Raw genomic sequence first — 13836 nt, forward strand, 5'->3', positions numbered from 1 at the left:
AACGCTCCACACGGCTCAGATCGTCTTGACGGTTCCGCCATCGATGACGAAGTCCGCGCCGACGATATTGCCTGCGCGCTCGGAGGCCAGGAAGGCCACCAGCGCGGCCACCTCGTCCGCTTCGGAGATGCGGCCGGAGGCGATGCCGAACTGGGTCGGCAGGGCTTCCAGGAACTGTTCCTGCGCAACGCCGTTGGCGGCCGCGAGCTTGGCCCCGATACTGCTCGCGCCCCGCCAGAGCGAGGTGCCGACCACGCCCGGGGAGACGGTGTTCACCCGTACCCCCTGCGGTCCGAACTCCTCACTGAGCCGCTTGCTGAACGAGGTGAGCGCGGCTTTGGCCTCGCTGTAGCCGACCGGACCGGCCGCCGGGAGCTTGGCGTTGATCGAGGAGATGGTGATGATCGCGCCCCGGCGCTCGACAATGCTCGGCAGCGCCGCCCGCGTCGTGGTGATGACGCCGAACAGGTTGAGGTCGAAGGACTTTCGCACCTGCTCATCGGAGATATCGAGAACGCCGCCGAGCGTGAGCCCCTCGGCATCTCCGCCGCCGACATTATTGATCAGGATATCGATCCCGCCGAGCTCCGCGACTGCTGCCTCCACTGCGGCGAGCGCACCCGCACTGGTACTCAGATCGGCGGAAACTGCCGCTGCCGCCGCTTTTTCGAGTTCGGGTGTGATGGTGCGGGCGACGCCGACCACGCGCACACCCTCCTCGGCCAGTAATTCGGTGACGGCCAGGCCGATGCCCCGGCTGGCGCCGGTGACGAGTGCGGTCTTACCGCTGAGTCCGAGATCCATGAGAGATACCTTTCTTGAACTACAGGTCAAAAATTAGGGCAGAACAGAACGCCGCCTCCAGTGCCGAGGCGGTGTGATCGAGTGGGTTCAGAGGGTGGTCAGTGCGGTATCGATAATGCGGTGCAGGGTCGCGGCATCGGCCGTCCTGGCGGTGACGCGCAGCCCATTGATGGTGTTCACAATGAATTCGGCATAGGCCCGGGGGTCGATGCCGGTGGGGACATCGCCGTCCCGGCGTCCGCGGTCGACGCGGGCCGCCAGTGTCTCGATCATGTGGTCCTGCGCGATGCAGACGGCGCGATTGGCCTCCGCGTCGTGCCCGGCCAACTCCAGGGCGGTATTGGCGACCATGCAACCACGCCGAACCGGTTGCGCGAGATCGGAATCCACCGCGAACCGCATCCAGGCTCGCAACCGCTCCCGGGTGGTTCCCGGTTCGGCGAGGATTCCCGCGGCCAGCTCGGTGCCCGCGCGATCGTAGTACGCCAGCGCCTGGTCGAACAGCGCGCGCTTACTTCCGAAAGCGTTGTACAGACTGCCTTTTCCGATGCCGGTGGCCTCGGCGAGCTGGGCAGGTGAGGTGTTCGCGTACCCGTGGGTCCAGAACGTCTCCATCGCACGCTCCAGGACGGTGTCCGTCTCGAAGTCGCGTGGCCTGCCCATGGGTTCGACCGTAGCCGTTCTGTACCTCTAGGTCAATAACCCGTCCGAAAGCAATGGCCCGTGTCCAGGACACGGGCCATTGCTCGGCTTGTCAGCCGCGCCGGACTACAGCGCCTTCAGTTCCTCGGTGACCGCACTGACGGACTTCTTGGCATCGCCGAACAGCATGGAGGTGGTGTCGGCGTAGAACAGGGGGTTGTCGATACCGGCGAAGCCGGAGTTCATCGAGCGCTTGAGCACGATGACCGACTTGGCCTGATCTACGTTCAGCACCGGCATGCCGTAGATCGGCGAGGAGGCGTCCTCGCGCGCGGCCGGGTTGGTGACGTCATTGGCGCCGATGACGAGGGCGACATCGGTACGGCTGAATTCGCCGTTGATATCGTCCATTTCCTTCATGGCGTCATAGGAGACCTCGGCCTCGGCCAGCAGCACGTTCATATGGCCCGGCATACGACCGGCAACCGGATGGATCGCGTACTTGACCTCGACGCCCTTGGCCTCGAGCAATGCCGCCATCTCCTTGACCGCGTGCTGCGCCTGGGCGACGGCCATACCGTAGCCGGGCACCACGATGACCTGGTTGGCGTAGGCCATCTGAATGGCGGCATCCGCGGCGGAGGTGGCCTTGGCCTGCTTCTGCTCGCCGTCGCCGGACGCGCTGGGAGCCGTTCCGCCACCACCGAATCCGCCCGCCACAATGGCCGGGATGGACCGGTTCATGGCCTTGGCCATGAGGTTGGTCAGGATGGTGCCGGACGCGCCGACGATCATGCCCGCCACGATCATGGCGGTGTTGTTCAGCGCCAAACCGGCTGCGGCAGCCGACAATCCGGTGAGCGCGTTGAGCAGCGAGATGACGACCGGCATATCCGCGCCGCCGATGGGCAGCACCGTCATCAGGCCCAGAATGCCCGCGAGCACGAGCAGTCCGATCATCCACCACTGCGACACACCGGTTTTGGTGGCGCCGAGGCCGATGACCACCGCGGCGGCAATCGCACCGGCGAACAGCAGCAGATTCAGCGGCTGCTGCAACTTGCCGACGCTGATCGGCTTACCCGACAGCAGCTCCTGCAGCTTGGCGAACGCAATGCACGAGCCCCAGAAGGAGATCGAGCCGATGATGGCCGCGAACAACGAGGCGATCGCGATGTGCGCGGTCGGCTGCTCCCCGGACGGGAAGTTCGAGAAGCCCTTGGTATCAAGGAATTCCGCCCAGGCGATGAGCGCCACGGTGCCACCGCCGACGCCGTTGAACGCGGCGACGAGCTGCGGCATGGCGGTCATCTTGGTGAACCGCGCGGGCGGCACACCCAGCGCGATGCCGACCACCAGACCGGCGACGATAATGATCCAGCTACTGGTGTGGCGGATGGAGATCAGGGTCGCGACGACCGCGATCAGCATGCCGACGGCGGCGATCTGATTGCCGCGCACCGCGGTCTTCGGCCCCGTCAGGCCCATCAGGCCGTAGATGAAGAGCGCGAACGCGACGATGTAGAGAATATTGACCAGATTGTCCATGACTCAGCGGTCCGCCTTTTCGGTGTTACCAGGGCGCTCCGCGCCCGAAGCAGCGGGCTTCTTGGCCTTGAACATCCCGAGCATGCGGTCGGTCACCACGAACCCGCCGATGACGTTCAGCGTGCCGAATACGACCGCGACGAACAGGATGATCTGCATGAGCACCGACGGGTGCTCGATCTTGCCGAACACCACCAGCGCGCCGAGCACCACAATGCCGTGAATGGCATTGGTGCCGGACATCAGTGGGGTGTGCAGGGTATTGGGCACCTTGGAGATGACGGCGAAGCCCACGAACCCGGACAGCACCAGGATCGCGATATTCGCGAGAAGTTCTGTGTACATCAGGCTTCCACCTTCGGAGAGCTCGGCTCGCTTCGCTCGCGTGTCACGCAGGAGTCGGCGAGCACCTGATCGGAGAAGTCGGGTGCCAGCGCACCGTCCTTCAGCATCAGTTCCAGCAGCGCCGAGATGTTCTTGGAGTACAGCTCGGAGGCGTGCTCGGGCATGGTGGCCGGGAGGTTGAGCGGCGAGGCGATCGTGACCCCGTGCCGCACAACGGTTTTACCCGGCTCGGTCAACTCGCAGTTACCACCGGTCTCGCCGGCCATGTCCACGATCACGCTGCCGGGCTTCATGCCCGCTACCGCCTCGGCATTCACCAGGCGCGGCGCAGGGCGGCCCGGGACGAGTGCGGTCGTGATGACCACGTCGAAACCCTTGATCGCATCTTCCAAAGCCTGCTGCTGCTTGGCCTTTTCGTCCTCGGTGAGTTCACGGGCGTACCCGCCCTCACCGGCGGCGTCGATGCCCAGGTCGAGCCACTGCGCACCGACCGACCGCACCTGGTCGGCAACCTCAGGGCGAACGTCGTAACCGGTGGTCCGGCCGCCGAGGCGCTTGGCCGTGGCCAGTGCCTGCAGGCCCGCGACTCCGACGCCGAGCACCAGCACGGTCGCGGGCTTCACGGTGCCCGCGGCGGTGGTGAGCATGGGGAAGAATCTGGTGGATTCCGAGGCCGCCAGCAGCACGGCCTTATAACCGGCGACATTGGCCTGCGAGGAGAGGGCATCCAAAACCTGCGCGCGGGAAATACGCGGAATCGCTTCCACCGCAAAGGCTTGGACGCCGGCCTCCTTCAGCGCGCCGATCTTGGTATCGGCATTGCGCGGTGCGAGGAAGCCGATCAGGGTCTGCCCGCTCGAAAGCTTGGCGATCTCGGCGTCATTGGGCGGCGCCACCTTGACAACGACATCCGTGTCCCAGGGGTCACCGATGGTCGCGCCGGCTGCGGTGTAGGCCTCGTCGGGAATGAGTGCGCCCAGACCGGCTCCGGCCTCGACGATCACCTCCACGCCCTGCTTGAGCAGGGATGGAATGATCTTCGGCACCAATGCGACACGTCGTTCGTCGGGGTTCGTCTCCCGAACCACGCCGACACGTGCACCGCGGGGCGCAGCCGTCTGTGCGCTCTGCGTTGTGTCCACTTGTCAAACTTCCTTCTCGTGGTGAGCCCAGGCCACCTGAGTACTTCATGATGGGCCGTGTCACCGGTCCAACGGTGGGCCGAACTTACTTTTGGGTAAGTTCGTGAGAATTCTCGCAACTGTACCCGGTCGCCGGTGAGCGTAGCGGAGATGGGCGTCACACGGGGTGGCGACAAAATCGGACAACCCAATGTTGAGAGGGGTGTCGCGGGTCACCTTTACGCCGTAATGTCTGCAAGGTGAGCGGCTGCATCTTCTGCCGGATCGTAGGGGGCGACGCACCCGCGACCAAGATCTTCGAGGACGACACTCTGATGGCGTTCCTCGATATCCGGCCCATCACCCGGGGGCACACGCTGGTGATTCCGAAATCGCACGCGACCGATCTGGACGAGCTGAACCCCGCGCTGGGCGCGCAGCTCTTCACCTTCGGCCACCGCCTGGCAAAGGCCGTGCGGCGCAGCGACCTCGGCGCGGACGGGGCGAACCTGGTGCTCAACGACGGCAAGGCCGCATTCCAGACCGTGCATCACGTTCATCTGCACGTGGTCCCGCGTTGGAAAGGCGACACCCTAACTTTCGCGAAGGGTTTCGTCCTGCGGCGGCCGCACGATCCGGAGCGCACCGCCGCTGCGATCCGAGCCGGCCTGGTCCGGCTCGCCGACGAGGAAAAGGAAACCACCGCATGACCGACACGGTGCCGGACCGGACCGTCATCACGGCAACCCTGTCCGACCAGTGGGACACCCTCACCCGACTAGTGGACGGACTGGACGAGAGCGGCTGGCGCACCCCGTCGGCGCTCCCGGGCTGGACGGTCTTCGATGTGCTCGCGCACGTGATCGGCACCGAATCGCTGCTGGCGGGGGAGCCGGTGCCGGAGGTCGAGGTGGCGGGGGAGCACATTCACAATGAGATCGGCGCGCTCAACGAGAAGTGGATCCAGTCGCTGCGGCCGCTCCCCGGCGCTCAGCTGCTGGCGCATTTCCACGAGGTGACCACGCGGCGGTTGAAGCAGCTCGCCGAACTGAGCTCCGAGCAGTGGGCCGAGAATGTGCCGTCCCCGGTCGGTATGACGCCCTACGGCCGGTTCATGCGGATTCGCCTGTTCGACTGCTGGATGCACGGGCTCGATATCGCCGACGGTCTCGGCGTACAGCTCGACGAGGGCGGCCTGCGGGCCGAAACCGCCTTCACCGAACTGGTTTTCGGCCTCGGCCGCGCGGTGGTCAAGGGCGGTGGGGCGCAGGACGGCGCCCGCATCACCTTCGAGATCACCGGACCGGTGGTGCGAACCCTGCACATCGCGGTGGCAGGCAAGCGCGCCGAACCGGTCGAAAACCTCGACGGCCCCGCCGATGTCGTGCTCACCCTCAGCTCCGGGCTGTTCGCTCGGTTGCGCGGCGGCCGCACGACAGCCGATGCGCACCTCGGGGAATTCACCCTCGCCGGTGATATCGAGCTGGGCAATCGCCTGGTTCGCGGCCTCGCCTTCACCATCTGAGACCCCGTGCGACTGTTCCTGTCCAGCTATCGTTTCGGCGCGCACACCGACCGGCTGCTCGGCCTGGTGGGCGAGCCGGGCCGGGTCGCGGTCATCGCCAATGCCTGCGATGCCTGGCCGTCGGCATGGCAGAGTGCGGTCACCAGTGATCTTTTTCCGCTGCGCCGCTTGGGCTTCCAGCCGGAGGTGGTCGATCTGCGGGATTACATCGGCCGGACCGCAGAACTGGAGCGGACCCTGGCCGAGTATCCGATGGTGTGGGTGCGCGGCGGCAATACCTTCGTACTGCGCGCCCAATTCGCGCGCAGCGGTGCGGATGTCGTACTGACCCGGCTGCTCGCGGCAGACGCGCTGGTCTATGCCGGATACAGTGCGGGCGCCTGCGTCATGACTCCTGACCTGCACGGTTTGGAATCCACGGATGATCCGGCCGAGGTGCGCACCGCCTGCGGTATCGAACCGCGCTGGGACGGACTGGGGTTGGTGAATCGCCGCATCGTCCCGCATCTGGATTCGCCGACCGATCCGGAAGGGCACTCCCGGAAGCTGGTGCGCGACTACCTCGCCGCGGGCGTTCCGCACTGGGCGCTGACCGACGATCACGTGGTGGTCGTCGACGGCGACCGCACCGAGGTGCTGACATAGAAAGAGCCGGTCGATGGGCATCGACCGGCTCGTTTCCCATTCGAGTGTGCTCGAATTCGATTGTGCTACGGGGCTACTCGCCCCCGTGCCGCAGACCGTGCAGCACCGCGACAACCGCGGCCAGCAGGGCGGCGATGCCGAGAATGGTGAAGCTCAGCACGTACGCGTGCAGGGTCGGCACATGCGTGTGCGCGATGACCTGCGAGGTGAGGATCGAGCCGGTGACCGCACCGGCGACACTGCCGCCGGCGGTACGCACCAGCGAGTTGATCCCGGAGGCGATACCGCTCTCGCTCATCGGCACGTGCATGACGGCCAGGGTGCCGAGCGCGGCGTAGCCGATGCCGAAGCCGGTGCCCTGCAGAATATTCGTGACCACCATCTGCCAGCCGTGCTCGTGGAATCCGGCGGTCCACAGCATGGACGCGGCGGCGAACGCCGAACCGATGGCGAGGGTGTAGGCCGCGCCGATGCGGGCGGCGATCTTGCCGGTGCGGAAGGAGAACAGCGTCATCAGCAGCGCGCTGGGGATGCCGTAGAGGCCGACGGCCATCACCGAACCGGACAGGCCGTAGCCGACCTTGTCGGCCGGGGTCTGCACGAAATTGGAGACCAGCGTGAAGGATCCGAAGAGCGCGGCGCCGAGCAGCAGCGAAATCAGGTTGGCGGTCAGCGATTTCGGGCCGACCAGCAATTGCAGGCGCACCAGCGGCTGAGTCACCTTGAGCTCCACGAACACCCAGATGACGGTCAGTACGATGGCCGCGCCGAACAGGCCCAGCACGCTGGGGGAGGTCCAGTGCCAGCGCGCGCCCTCGCTGATGGCCAGCAGCAGGGTGATCAGCAGTCCGGCCAGCAGGGCCGCGCCCAGATAGTCGGGGGAGCCGCCGTGCCGCACGCCGGTGTCCTTGGCGGTGAACTGGATCAGCACCGCCGCGATCACACCGAGCGCCGCGGTGACCCAGAAGACCGGGTGCGGGTTGGTGGTGTGGTCGGCGATGACACCGGTCATGAGCATGCCGATGGTGCCGCCGACGCCCATGGTGCCGGAGACCACGCCGATGGCGGTGACCATCTTCTCCGGCGGAAAGGTATCGCGCAGAATGCCGATGGCCAGCGGGATCATGGCCGAGGCGGTGCCCTGCAGCGCGCGGCCGATGATGTAGACGCCCAGCGAGGTGGCGAACGCGCAGACCACCGAGCCGAGAATGAGCAGCCCCATGGCGATCAGCACCATGCGCTTCTTGCCGTACATATCGCCGAAGCGGGAGAGCAACGGGGTGGCGACCGCGCCGCTGAGCAGGGCGGCGGTGAACAGCCACTGGATGCCCGCGGCATCGGTGCCCAGCTGCACCATCATGTGCGGCAGCAGCGGAATGACCACGGTCTGCTGCAGTGATACGACAAGCCCGGCGGCGCTGAGCGCGAGCAGGGTGAGGGCCAGATGAGTCTTCGAATGGCCGTCGGTGGGGGTTCCGGTGACCGGATCGACAGCGGTCGTCGTCATGTTCGGCAATCCTTCAGATTACTTACCAAAATTAAGTAAATGTGTCTCGTAAGATAACCACATGCCGCCGCCGGAATCCACCTCCGTCCCCCGAGTCGACTCCGCTCATATAGTCGAACTCGAAGGCGCGCTCGCCCGCGTCGCCTACCTGCTCACCCGGGTGCGTCGCCACGATCGCGCCATGATCAAATGCGGCGTTTCCATGGATCGCGCCAGCGTGCCGCTACTGCGCGTGCTCTGCGACGACGGGGAGCCGATGCGTCTCGGGGAGCTCGCCGTGCGCCTCGATGTGGAAGCGCCACACGTGAGCAGGCAGATTCAGCGCCTCGAAAAAGCCGGGTACATCGAGCGTGTCGCCGATCCGGACGACGGCCGCGCGCAGCTCGTCCGCCCGACCGCCACCGGCCGGCAGGCCGTGGATGTCATTCGCGAGGTGCAGCGGGACTGGATGCAGGAGGCGCTGGCCGACTGGAGCACCGAGGATCTGAAGGCCCTGGCCGTGCTCAATCACCGTATGGTCGACGACTTCCTGGACCACGCCGAGACCATCGGCGACTTCGGTGCGGCCGCACGCGAACGCCGCCTAGTGCGTGGCGACAACACGAGCGCCCCAGGCGCATAGCAGCAGCGCGACCAGCGGCACCACCATGGCGGTCGTGAGCGGCACCACCGTGGTCAGCCACCCGATGATCGCCGGCCCGGCCAGCAGCCCCACATATCCGAGTCCGAACACCCGCGACATATCCGTCGCCGAATTCGCCGACCCCAGATTGCCTGCGGCCGTGAACACCTGCGGCACCGCGCCGGAGAGCCCGATCCCGCACAGCGCCCATCCCGCCAGCGTCAGCGGCAGCCACCCCGACACCGCGATCACCCCGAACCCGGCCGCCCCCAGCACCGTCCCCCACCGCACCACCGCCACCCGCCCGAACCGCCCACTCACCCGATCCGCCACCAACCGCCCCGCCGTCATGGTCGTGGAAAACGCCCCATAGGCCAGCGCCGCAGTCCCCACCTGCACCCCCAGCCGATCCCGCAGCTGCAACGCACTCCAATCCGCCGCCACCCCCTCCGCCATCAACACCGCAAACGCAATAGCCCCCAGCACCAACACCTTCCGCGAGGTTCCGGTGACAGTGCGGACCGGCCTCGAAGTGGACTCGGTATCCGAATCCTCGGGTTCGGCTTCGGGTTCGTGGGGGAGCAGGCGGGGTGTGCACAGTGCTACGAGGGTGAGGCCGAGGGCGGCGGAGAGCAGGAGGGTGGTGTGGATGTTCCAGTGGGCGCGCTGGGCGGCGGCGCCGGCGAGGGAGCCGAGCAGGCCGCCGAGGGAGAAGCAGGCGTGGAAGGCCGACATGATGGGGCGGGGGTAGGCGCGCTCGATGTGGACGGCCTGGGCGTTCATGGAGACGTCGAGCATGCCGTTGCCGAAACCGAAGGCGGCCAGGGCGATTGCCAGTGTCGCGGGCGAGGTGGCCAGGCCGGGGCCGATGAGCGCCACGGACAGGATGGTCGCGGCCGTGGCGGTCAGGGTGCGACTGCCGAGGCGGTCGGCGAGCGGCCCGGCGGCCTGCATACCGGCAATGGCGCAGCCCGCCATGAGCAGGATGAGTATGCCCAGGGCGCTGTGCGACACCCCGGCCCGCTGCGTGACGGCCGGAATGTGCACGATCCAGAGGGCCGAGAGCATCCCGTTCAGGCCGAACACCGCGAACAGTGCGATACGGGCGGTTCGGATCGGAGGAGCGGGCGTCGCAGCGACCATCGGTACGACGCTACCGGCCGAGCCGGCAGCTCCCCTTCACCCACAGCCTTCGCGGCCCCGTCGACGCTCCCGGCTGTGATCCGAAACTTCTGTACTGCAAGCTGTTTCGTACTCCAGTGTAGGCCCGGGCACCGACAGATCAGGCCTGCGCTGTGACCGACCAGACACCGGAGGCGGCCACGTCCCGGGCATATTCGGCGAAGTCCCGCGCCGGGCGGCCCAGCGCGCGGAACACCCCGTCGGAGAGCTGCGAATTACGCCCGTCCAGCACGGTGCCGAACAGATAGTCCAGCAGGCTCACCTCATCGGCGGGCACACCGTAGGAGGTCAGGGCCGCAATGAAATCCGTGCGCGACAGCGGTACGAACGCGATCTCGCGCCCGATCGCCCGCCCGATCTCGGCGGCCGCGTCGGCGAAGGTCAGCGCCCGCGGCCCGGTGAGTTCGTACACCTGTCCGCTGTGCCCGTCGCCGGTCAGCGCCGCCACCGCCACGTCGGCGATGTCCTCGGCGTCCACGAACGGTTCGGGCACATCCCCGGAGGGCAGCGCCACCTCACCCGCCAGGATGTAGTCCGCGAACGCGCCCTCGCTGAAATTCTGCGCGAAGAAGGCGCACCGCACCACGGTCCACTCCAGGCCCGAATCCCGCACGATCGCTTCGCATTCCAGCGCCTCGGGCTCCCCGCGCCCGGACAGCAGCACCAGCCGCCGCACGCCCGCCGCGGCGGCGCGGGCGCTGAAGGCCTTGATATCGGCATCGGCCCCGGGCACCGCAAGATCCGGCTGATACGCGATATAGACGGCGTCGATTCCGGCCAGCGCCGGTCCCCAGGTCGCGCGATCGGTCCAGTCGAAGGGGATTGCCGCGGTCCGCGAACCGGATCGCACCGGGACGCCGAGGGCGGTCAGACGGGCCGCCACCCGGCTGCCGGTTTTACCGGTGGCGCCGAGGACCAGGACGGTGTTTGCGCTGTTCGCGTGCTCTGTGTTCGTCATGAGACAAGTACACCGAGAAACGCTGAGCGTAAACATGGTTGAGAAGCGCGCGGGCATTTGCCATCGTCTACGTATGGATGCTCTGGCCAGTCTGCTCGAAGGACCACGCGCGCGGGCGGCGTTCGTCATCCGTTCCTCGTTCGATCCGCCCTGGTCGCTGCGTATTCGGGACGAGGCGCCGCTGACCGTGGTGGCGGTGGTCCGCGGTGAGGGCTGGATCGTGCCGGATCCCAAGGGCGGCAAGCCGATTCCGCCGCGGCAGTTGCACGCGGGCGATATCGCCCTGTTCCGCGGCCCCGATCACTACACCCTCGCAGACGACCCGGGCACCGCGCCGCAGGCCATCGTCCATCCCGGTCAGACCACCACGACTCCCGAGGGTGACGTGCTCTGCGAGGCACTGAGCCTGGGCATCCGCAATTGGGGCACCAGCGCCGATGCGCAGACGGTGCTGATCACCGGCAGTTACGAGCAGGAGTCCGCCGCCAGCCGGCGACTGCTGCGGGCGCTCCCGCCCATCGCGGTGCTCACCCGCGGTGAAATCGATTCGCGTGTGCTGGATCTGCTCGTCGACGAATCCGCCAAGGAGCTGCCCGCCCAGAGCGCCATGCTCGACCGCCTGCTCGACCTGCTGCTGATCGCCACCCTGCGCGCCTGGTTCGCCCGCGCCGACGCGCCCGCCTGGTACCACGCCTACAGCGATCCCCTGGTCGGCAAGGCGCTGCGCCTGATCCAGCACAATCCCGCGCACCCCTGGACGGTTGCCTCGCTGGCCGCCGAGGTGGGGGTCTCCCGCGCCGCCCTCGCCCGCCGCTTCACCGAACTCGTCGGCGAACCCCCGATGTCCTTCCTGACCGACTGGCGCCTGGCGCTGGCCGCCGATCTGCTGCACGAATCCGATGCCACCCTGGAGTCCATCGCGCACCGCGTCGGCTACGGCAGCGCCTTCGCCCTCAGCACCGCCTTCAAACGTCACCACGGCATCAGCCCCCGCGACCACCGCAATACCTCCGACCAGCGCTCCGCCTGAGAGAGAAGCCGACCCCCCAGAAAGGGCGTGGCGGCCATCACCTACCGTCGGCGGGGTGACGCAGGATCAGGATTACCCGGTGCTCTGGCCGGTGCCGACGCGCTGGGCGGACAACGACCACTACGGTCACGTGAACAACGTGACGTATTACAGCTATTTCGATACCGCCGTGAACGCGTGGCTCATCCACGCGACCGGCACCGATATCCGTGACCTACCCGCCATCGGCGTGGTGGCCAAGACATCCTGCACCTTCATCGGCTCGATCAGCTTTCCGGACCAGCTGCTGGTCGGCATCCGCATCGCCCGCCTCGGCAATTCCAGCATCAGCTACGACCTCGCCATCTTCCGTGACGCCGGCGACTCTCTCCAGCTCGCCGCCACCGGCACGTTCGTCCACGTCTACGTCGACGACGAAACCCGCAAACCGGTCCCCATCCCCGACGTAATCCGCGACGCCGCAGAACTTCTCGTAGGAGCCTCCGCCGTCGAACCCCGCTGAGCTCCCGTCGACCGAACAGCCCGTGCCCCTGCCGCGCAGCCTCGATGAGGGCTGTTCGGCAGGGGCACGGGCTGTTTCACCGGTCAGACGCGGCCGAGGAGGGTGAGGGGGTCCTCCAGGAGGGCGGCGATGCTGGCGAGGAAGCGGGAGCCCTGTTCGCCGTCGATGAGGCGGTGATCGAAGCTCAGGCCCAGGGTGGTGACCCAGCGGACCGCCAGTTCGTCGCGGTGCACCCAGGGGCGTTTGCGGATGGAGCCGAGGCACAGGATCGCGGCTTCGCCCGGATTCACCAGTGGCACACCGGTATCCACGCCGAAGACGCCGACATTGGTGATGGTGAAGGTGCCGCCGGTGAGTTCGGCGGGGGTGGCCCCGCCGCCGCGCGCGAGCTGCGCGATATCGCTGATCTCCTGGGACAGGGCGCGCAGGCTGTGCGAGTGCGCGTCCTTCAGATTGGGCACCATCAGCCCGCGTTCGGTGGCGACGGCGATGCCGAGATTCACATAGTGCTTGGTGACGATCTCCTGATTCGCCTCGTCCCAGGAGGCGTTCAGGTCCGGGAATTCGCTCAGCGCAACCAGTGTCGCCTTGGCGACCAGTGCCAGCGGCGTGAGCGTCAGCCCGGCGAAGGTGGGTGTCGCCCGCAGATGATCCAGCAGTTCCATGGAACCGGTGAAATCGGTGGTCACGAAGGTGCTGGCCTGCGGAATATGCTGGGCGCTCGCCACCATGGCCGCGGCCGTGCGCTTGCGGATTCCGGCGATGGGCGTGCGGGTTTCGCGCTCGGCGGGTATCGGGCGGGCCGTGCTCGCGGCCGAGCCCACGGGTGTCACCGGCGGGGCGGTGTGGATCGGAATGACATCGGCCGCACGGGCATCCGGCCGCGCGCCGTGCAGATCGTTCAGGGTGACCGCACCCTCCGGACCGCTCCCGGCGACGGTCGTCAGATCGACGCCGATCTCGCGGGCCAGCTTGCGCGCACCGGGGGTGGCGGCGGGCCGTCCCATCGAGTCGCCCACCGGTGCACCGCTTCTCGTCCCCGCGGCCGGGGCGGCGGCCGCGCGGGCGCGCCGCGATACCGGTTCGCTGTCGGGTCCGTAGCCCACCAGCACCGCCTGCCGTTCGGCCGGCGCCTCCACCGCGGTCCCGATGCGAATGAGCGGTGCGCCCACCGGCACCGTATCGCCCGCCTGCGCGAGCAGCTCCAGCACGGTCCCGGCGAATGGGCTCGGCAGTGCCACCTGAGCTTTCGCGGTCTCGACCTCGGCGATGACCTGGTTCAATTCCACCGTATCGCCGACCTGCACCTGCCACGACACCAATTCGGCATCGGCCAATCCCTCACCGAGGTCGGGCAATCGAAATTCCATGACGTGCTGCTGCTGTTCCACCGAGCTTCCTCCGA

The 13836-nt window shown here is 67.3% G+C and carries 15 protein-coding genes; 6 read left to right on the forward strand and 9 right to left on the reverse strand.

All coding sequences use genetic code 11. The annotated features are described in order from the left end of the window. Positions 1 to 15: 15 nt before the first annotated feature. The 5 genes from OG326_RS07905 to OG326_RS07925 form a co-directional block, all read right to left on the reverse strand. Positions 16 to 804, reverse strand: coding sequence for an SDR family oxidoreductase (locus OG326_RS07905; RefSeq protein ID WP_327143948.1), 789 nt, complete (start codon positions 802 to 804; stop codon positions 16 to 18). Between the two features lie 87 nt (positions 805 to 891). Beyond that, positions 892 to 1467: a TetR/AcrR family transcriptional regulator gene (locus OG326_RS07910; RefSeq protein WP_327143949.1), complete on the reverse strand. Its 576-nt coding sequence runs from the start codon at positions 1465 to 1467 to the stop codon at positions 892 to 894. Positions 1468 to 1572: 105 nt separating this feature from the next. Next, a complete protein-coding gene (locus OG326_RS07915; RefSeq protein WP_327143950.1) occupies positions 1573 to 2994 on the reverse strand; it encodes an NAD(P)(+) transhydrogenase (Re/Si-specific) subunit beta in 1422 nt (473 codons plus the stop codon). A gap of 3 nt (positions 2995 to 2997) precedes the next feature. After that, on the reverse strand, positions 2998 to 3339 hold the full coding sequence (locus tag OG326_RS07920; protein ID WP_327143951.1) for an NAD(P) transhydrogenase subunit alpha: 342 nt from the start codon (positions 3337 to 3339) through the stop codon (positions 2998 to 3000). After that, positions 3339 to 4481, reverse strand: coding sequence for a Re/Si-specific NAD(P)(+) transhydrogenase subunit alpha (locus OG326_RS07925; RefSeq protein ID WP_327143952.1), 1143 nt, complete (start codon positions 4479 to 4481; stop codon positions 3339 to 3341). Before OG326_RS07925 ends, OG326_RS07920 begins: the two co-directional genes overlap by 1 nt. 239 nt (positions 4482 to 4720) lie before the next feature. On the opposite strand from OG326_RS07925, the gene OG326_RS07930 reads away from it, so the two are divergent. Genes OG326_RS07930 through OG326_RS07940 form a run of 3 tightly spaced genes read left to right on the forward strand, consistent with a single transcriptional unit; the run spans position 4721 to position 6630 of the window. Then, on the forward strand, positions 4721 to 5170 hold the full coding sequence (locus OG326_RS07930; protein WP_327143953.1) for an HIT family protein: 450 nt from the start codon (positions 4721 to 4723) through the stop codon (positions 5168 to 5170). Next, positions 5167 to 5985 carry a maleylpyruvate isomerase N-terminal domain-containing protein gene (locus OG326_RS07935; protein WP_327143954.1) on the forward strand — a complete coding sequence of 273 codons (819 nt, stop codon included), beginning with the start codon at positions 5167 to 5169 and terminating at the stop codon, positions 5983 to 5985. The genes OG326_RS07930 and OG326_RS07935 overlap by 4 nt, the downstream gene beginning before the upstream one ends. Positions 5986 to 5991: 6 nt before the next feature. Continuing rightward, positions 5992 to 6630 carry a Type 1 glutamine amidotransferase-like domain-containing protein gene (locus tag OG326_RS07940; protein WP_327143955.1) on the forward strand — a complete coding sequence of 213 codons (639 nt, stop codon included), beginning with the start codon at positions 5992 to 5994 and terminating at the stop codon, positions 6628 to 6630. A 73-nt stretch (positions 6631 to 6703) separates the two neighbouring features. On the opposite strand, the gene OG326_RS07945 is transcribed toward OG326_RS07940, so the two are convergent. Continuing rightward, the gene (locus OG326_RS07945; protein WP_327143956.1) at positions 6704 to 8137 is read right to left on the reverse strand and encodes an MFS transporter; all 1434 of its coding nucleotides are present in this window, start codon (positions 8135 to 8137) and stop codon (positions 6704 to 6706) included. A 61-nt stretch (positions 8138 to 8198) separates the two neighbouring features. Here OG326_RS07945 and OG326_RS07950 point away from each other — a divergent pair, with 61 nt between their 5' ends. Then, positions 8199 to 8759 (forward strand): MarR family winged helix-turn-helix transcriptional regulator, encoded by a 561-nt coding sequence (locus tag OG326_RS07950; RefSeq protein ID WP_327143957.1) that lies wholly within the window; start codon positions 8199 to 8201, stop codon positions 8757 to 8759. Here OG326_RS07950 and OG326_RS07955 read toward each other — a convergent pair. Together OG326_RS07955 and OG326_RS07960 are read right to left on the reverse strand one after the other, a co-directional pair. After that, positions 8721 to 9902, reverse strand: coding sequence for an MFS transporter (locus OG326_RS07955; RefSeq protein ID WP_327143958.1), 1182 nt, complete (start codon positions 9900 to 9902; stop codon positions 8721 to 8723). The two genes, OG326_RS07950 and OG326_RS07955, sit on opposite strands and share 39 nt — an antisense overlap. Before the next feature lie 139 nt (positions 9903 to 10041). Beyond that, positions 10042 to 10899, reverse strand: coding sequence for an NAD(P)H-binding protein (locus OG326_RS07960; protein WP_327143959.1), 858 nt, complete (start codon positions 10897 to 10899; stop codon positions 10042 to 10044). A 73-nt stretch (positions 10900 to 10972) separates the two neighbouring features. Between OG326_RS07960 and OG326_RS07965 the strand changes: the two genes are divergently transcribed. Together OG326_RS07965 and OG326_RS07970 are read left to right on the forward strand one after the other, a co-directional pair. Then, complete coding sequence (locus tag OG326_RS07965; protein ID WP_327143960.1) at positions 10973 to 11929, forward strand: AraC family transcriptional regulator; 957 nt, start codon at positions 10973 to 10975, stop codon at positions 11927 to 11929. 55 nt (positions 11930 to 11984) lie between these two features. Further along, entirely contained in the window at positions 11985 to 12431 is a 447-nt protein-coding gene (locus OG326_RS07970; protein WP_327143961.1) for an acyl-CoA thioesterase, read from the forward strand. Between the two features lie 83 nt (positions 12432 to 12514). On the opposite strand, the gene OG326_RS07975 is transcribed toward OG326_RS07970, so the two are convergent. Continuing rightward, positions 12515 to 13801 carry a dihydrolipoamide acetyltransferase family protein gene (locus OG326_RS07975; protein WP_327146410.1) on the reverse strand — a complete coding sequence of 429 codons (1287 nt, stop codon included), beginning with the start codon at positions 13799 to 13801 and terminating at the stop codon, positions 12515 to 12517. Between the last annotated feature and the right edge of the window lie 35 nt (positions 13802 to 13836).

Source organism: Nocardia sp. NBC_01327 (genome assembly GCF_035958815.1).
Lineage (GTDB): Bacteria > Actinomycetota > Actinomycetes > Mycobacteriales > Mycobacteriaceae > Nocardia.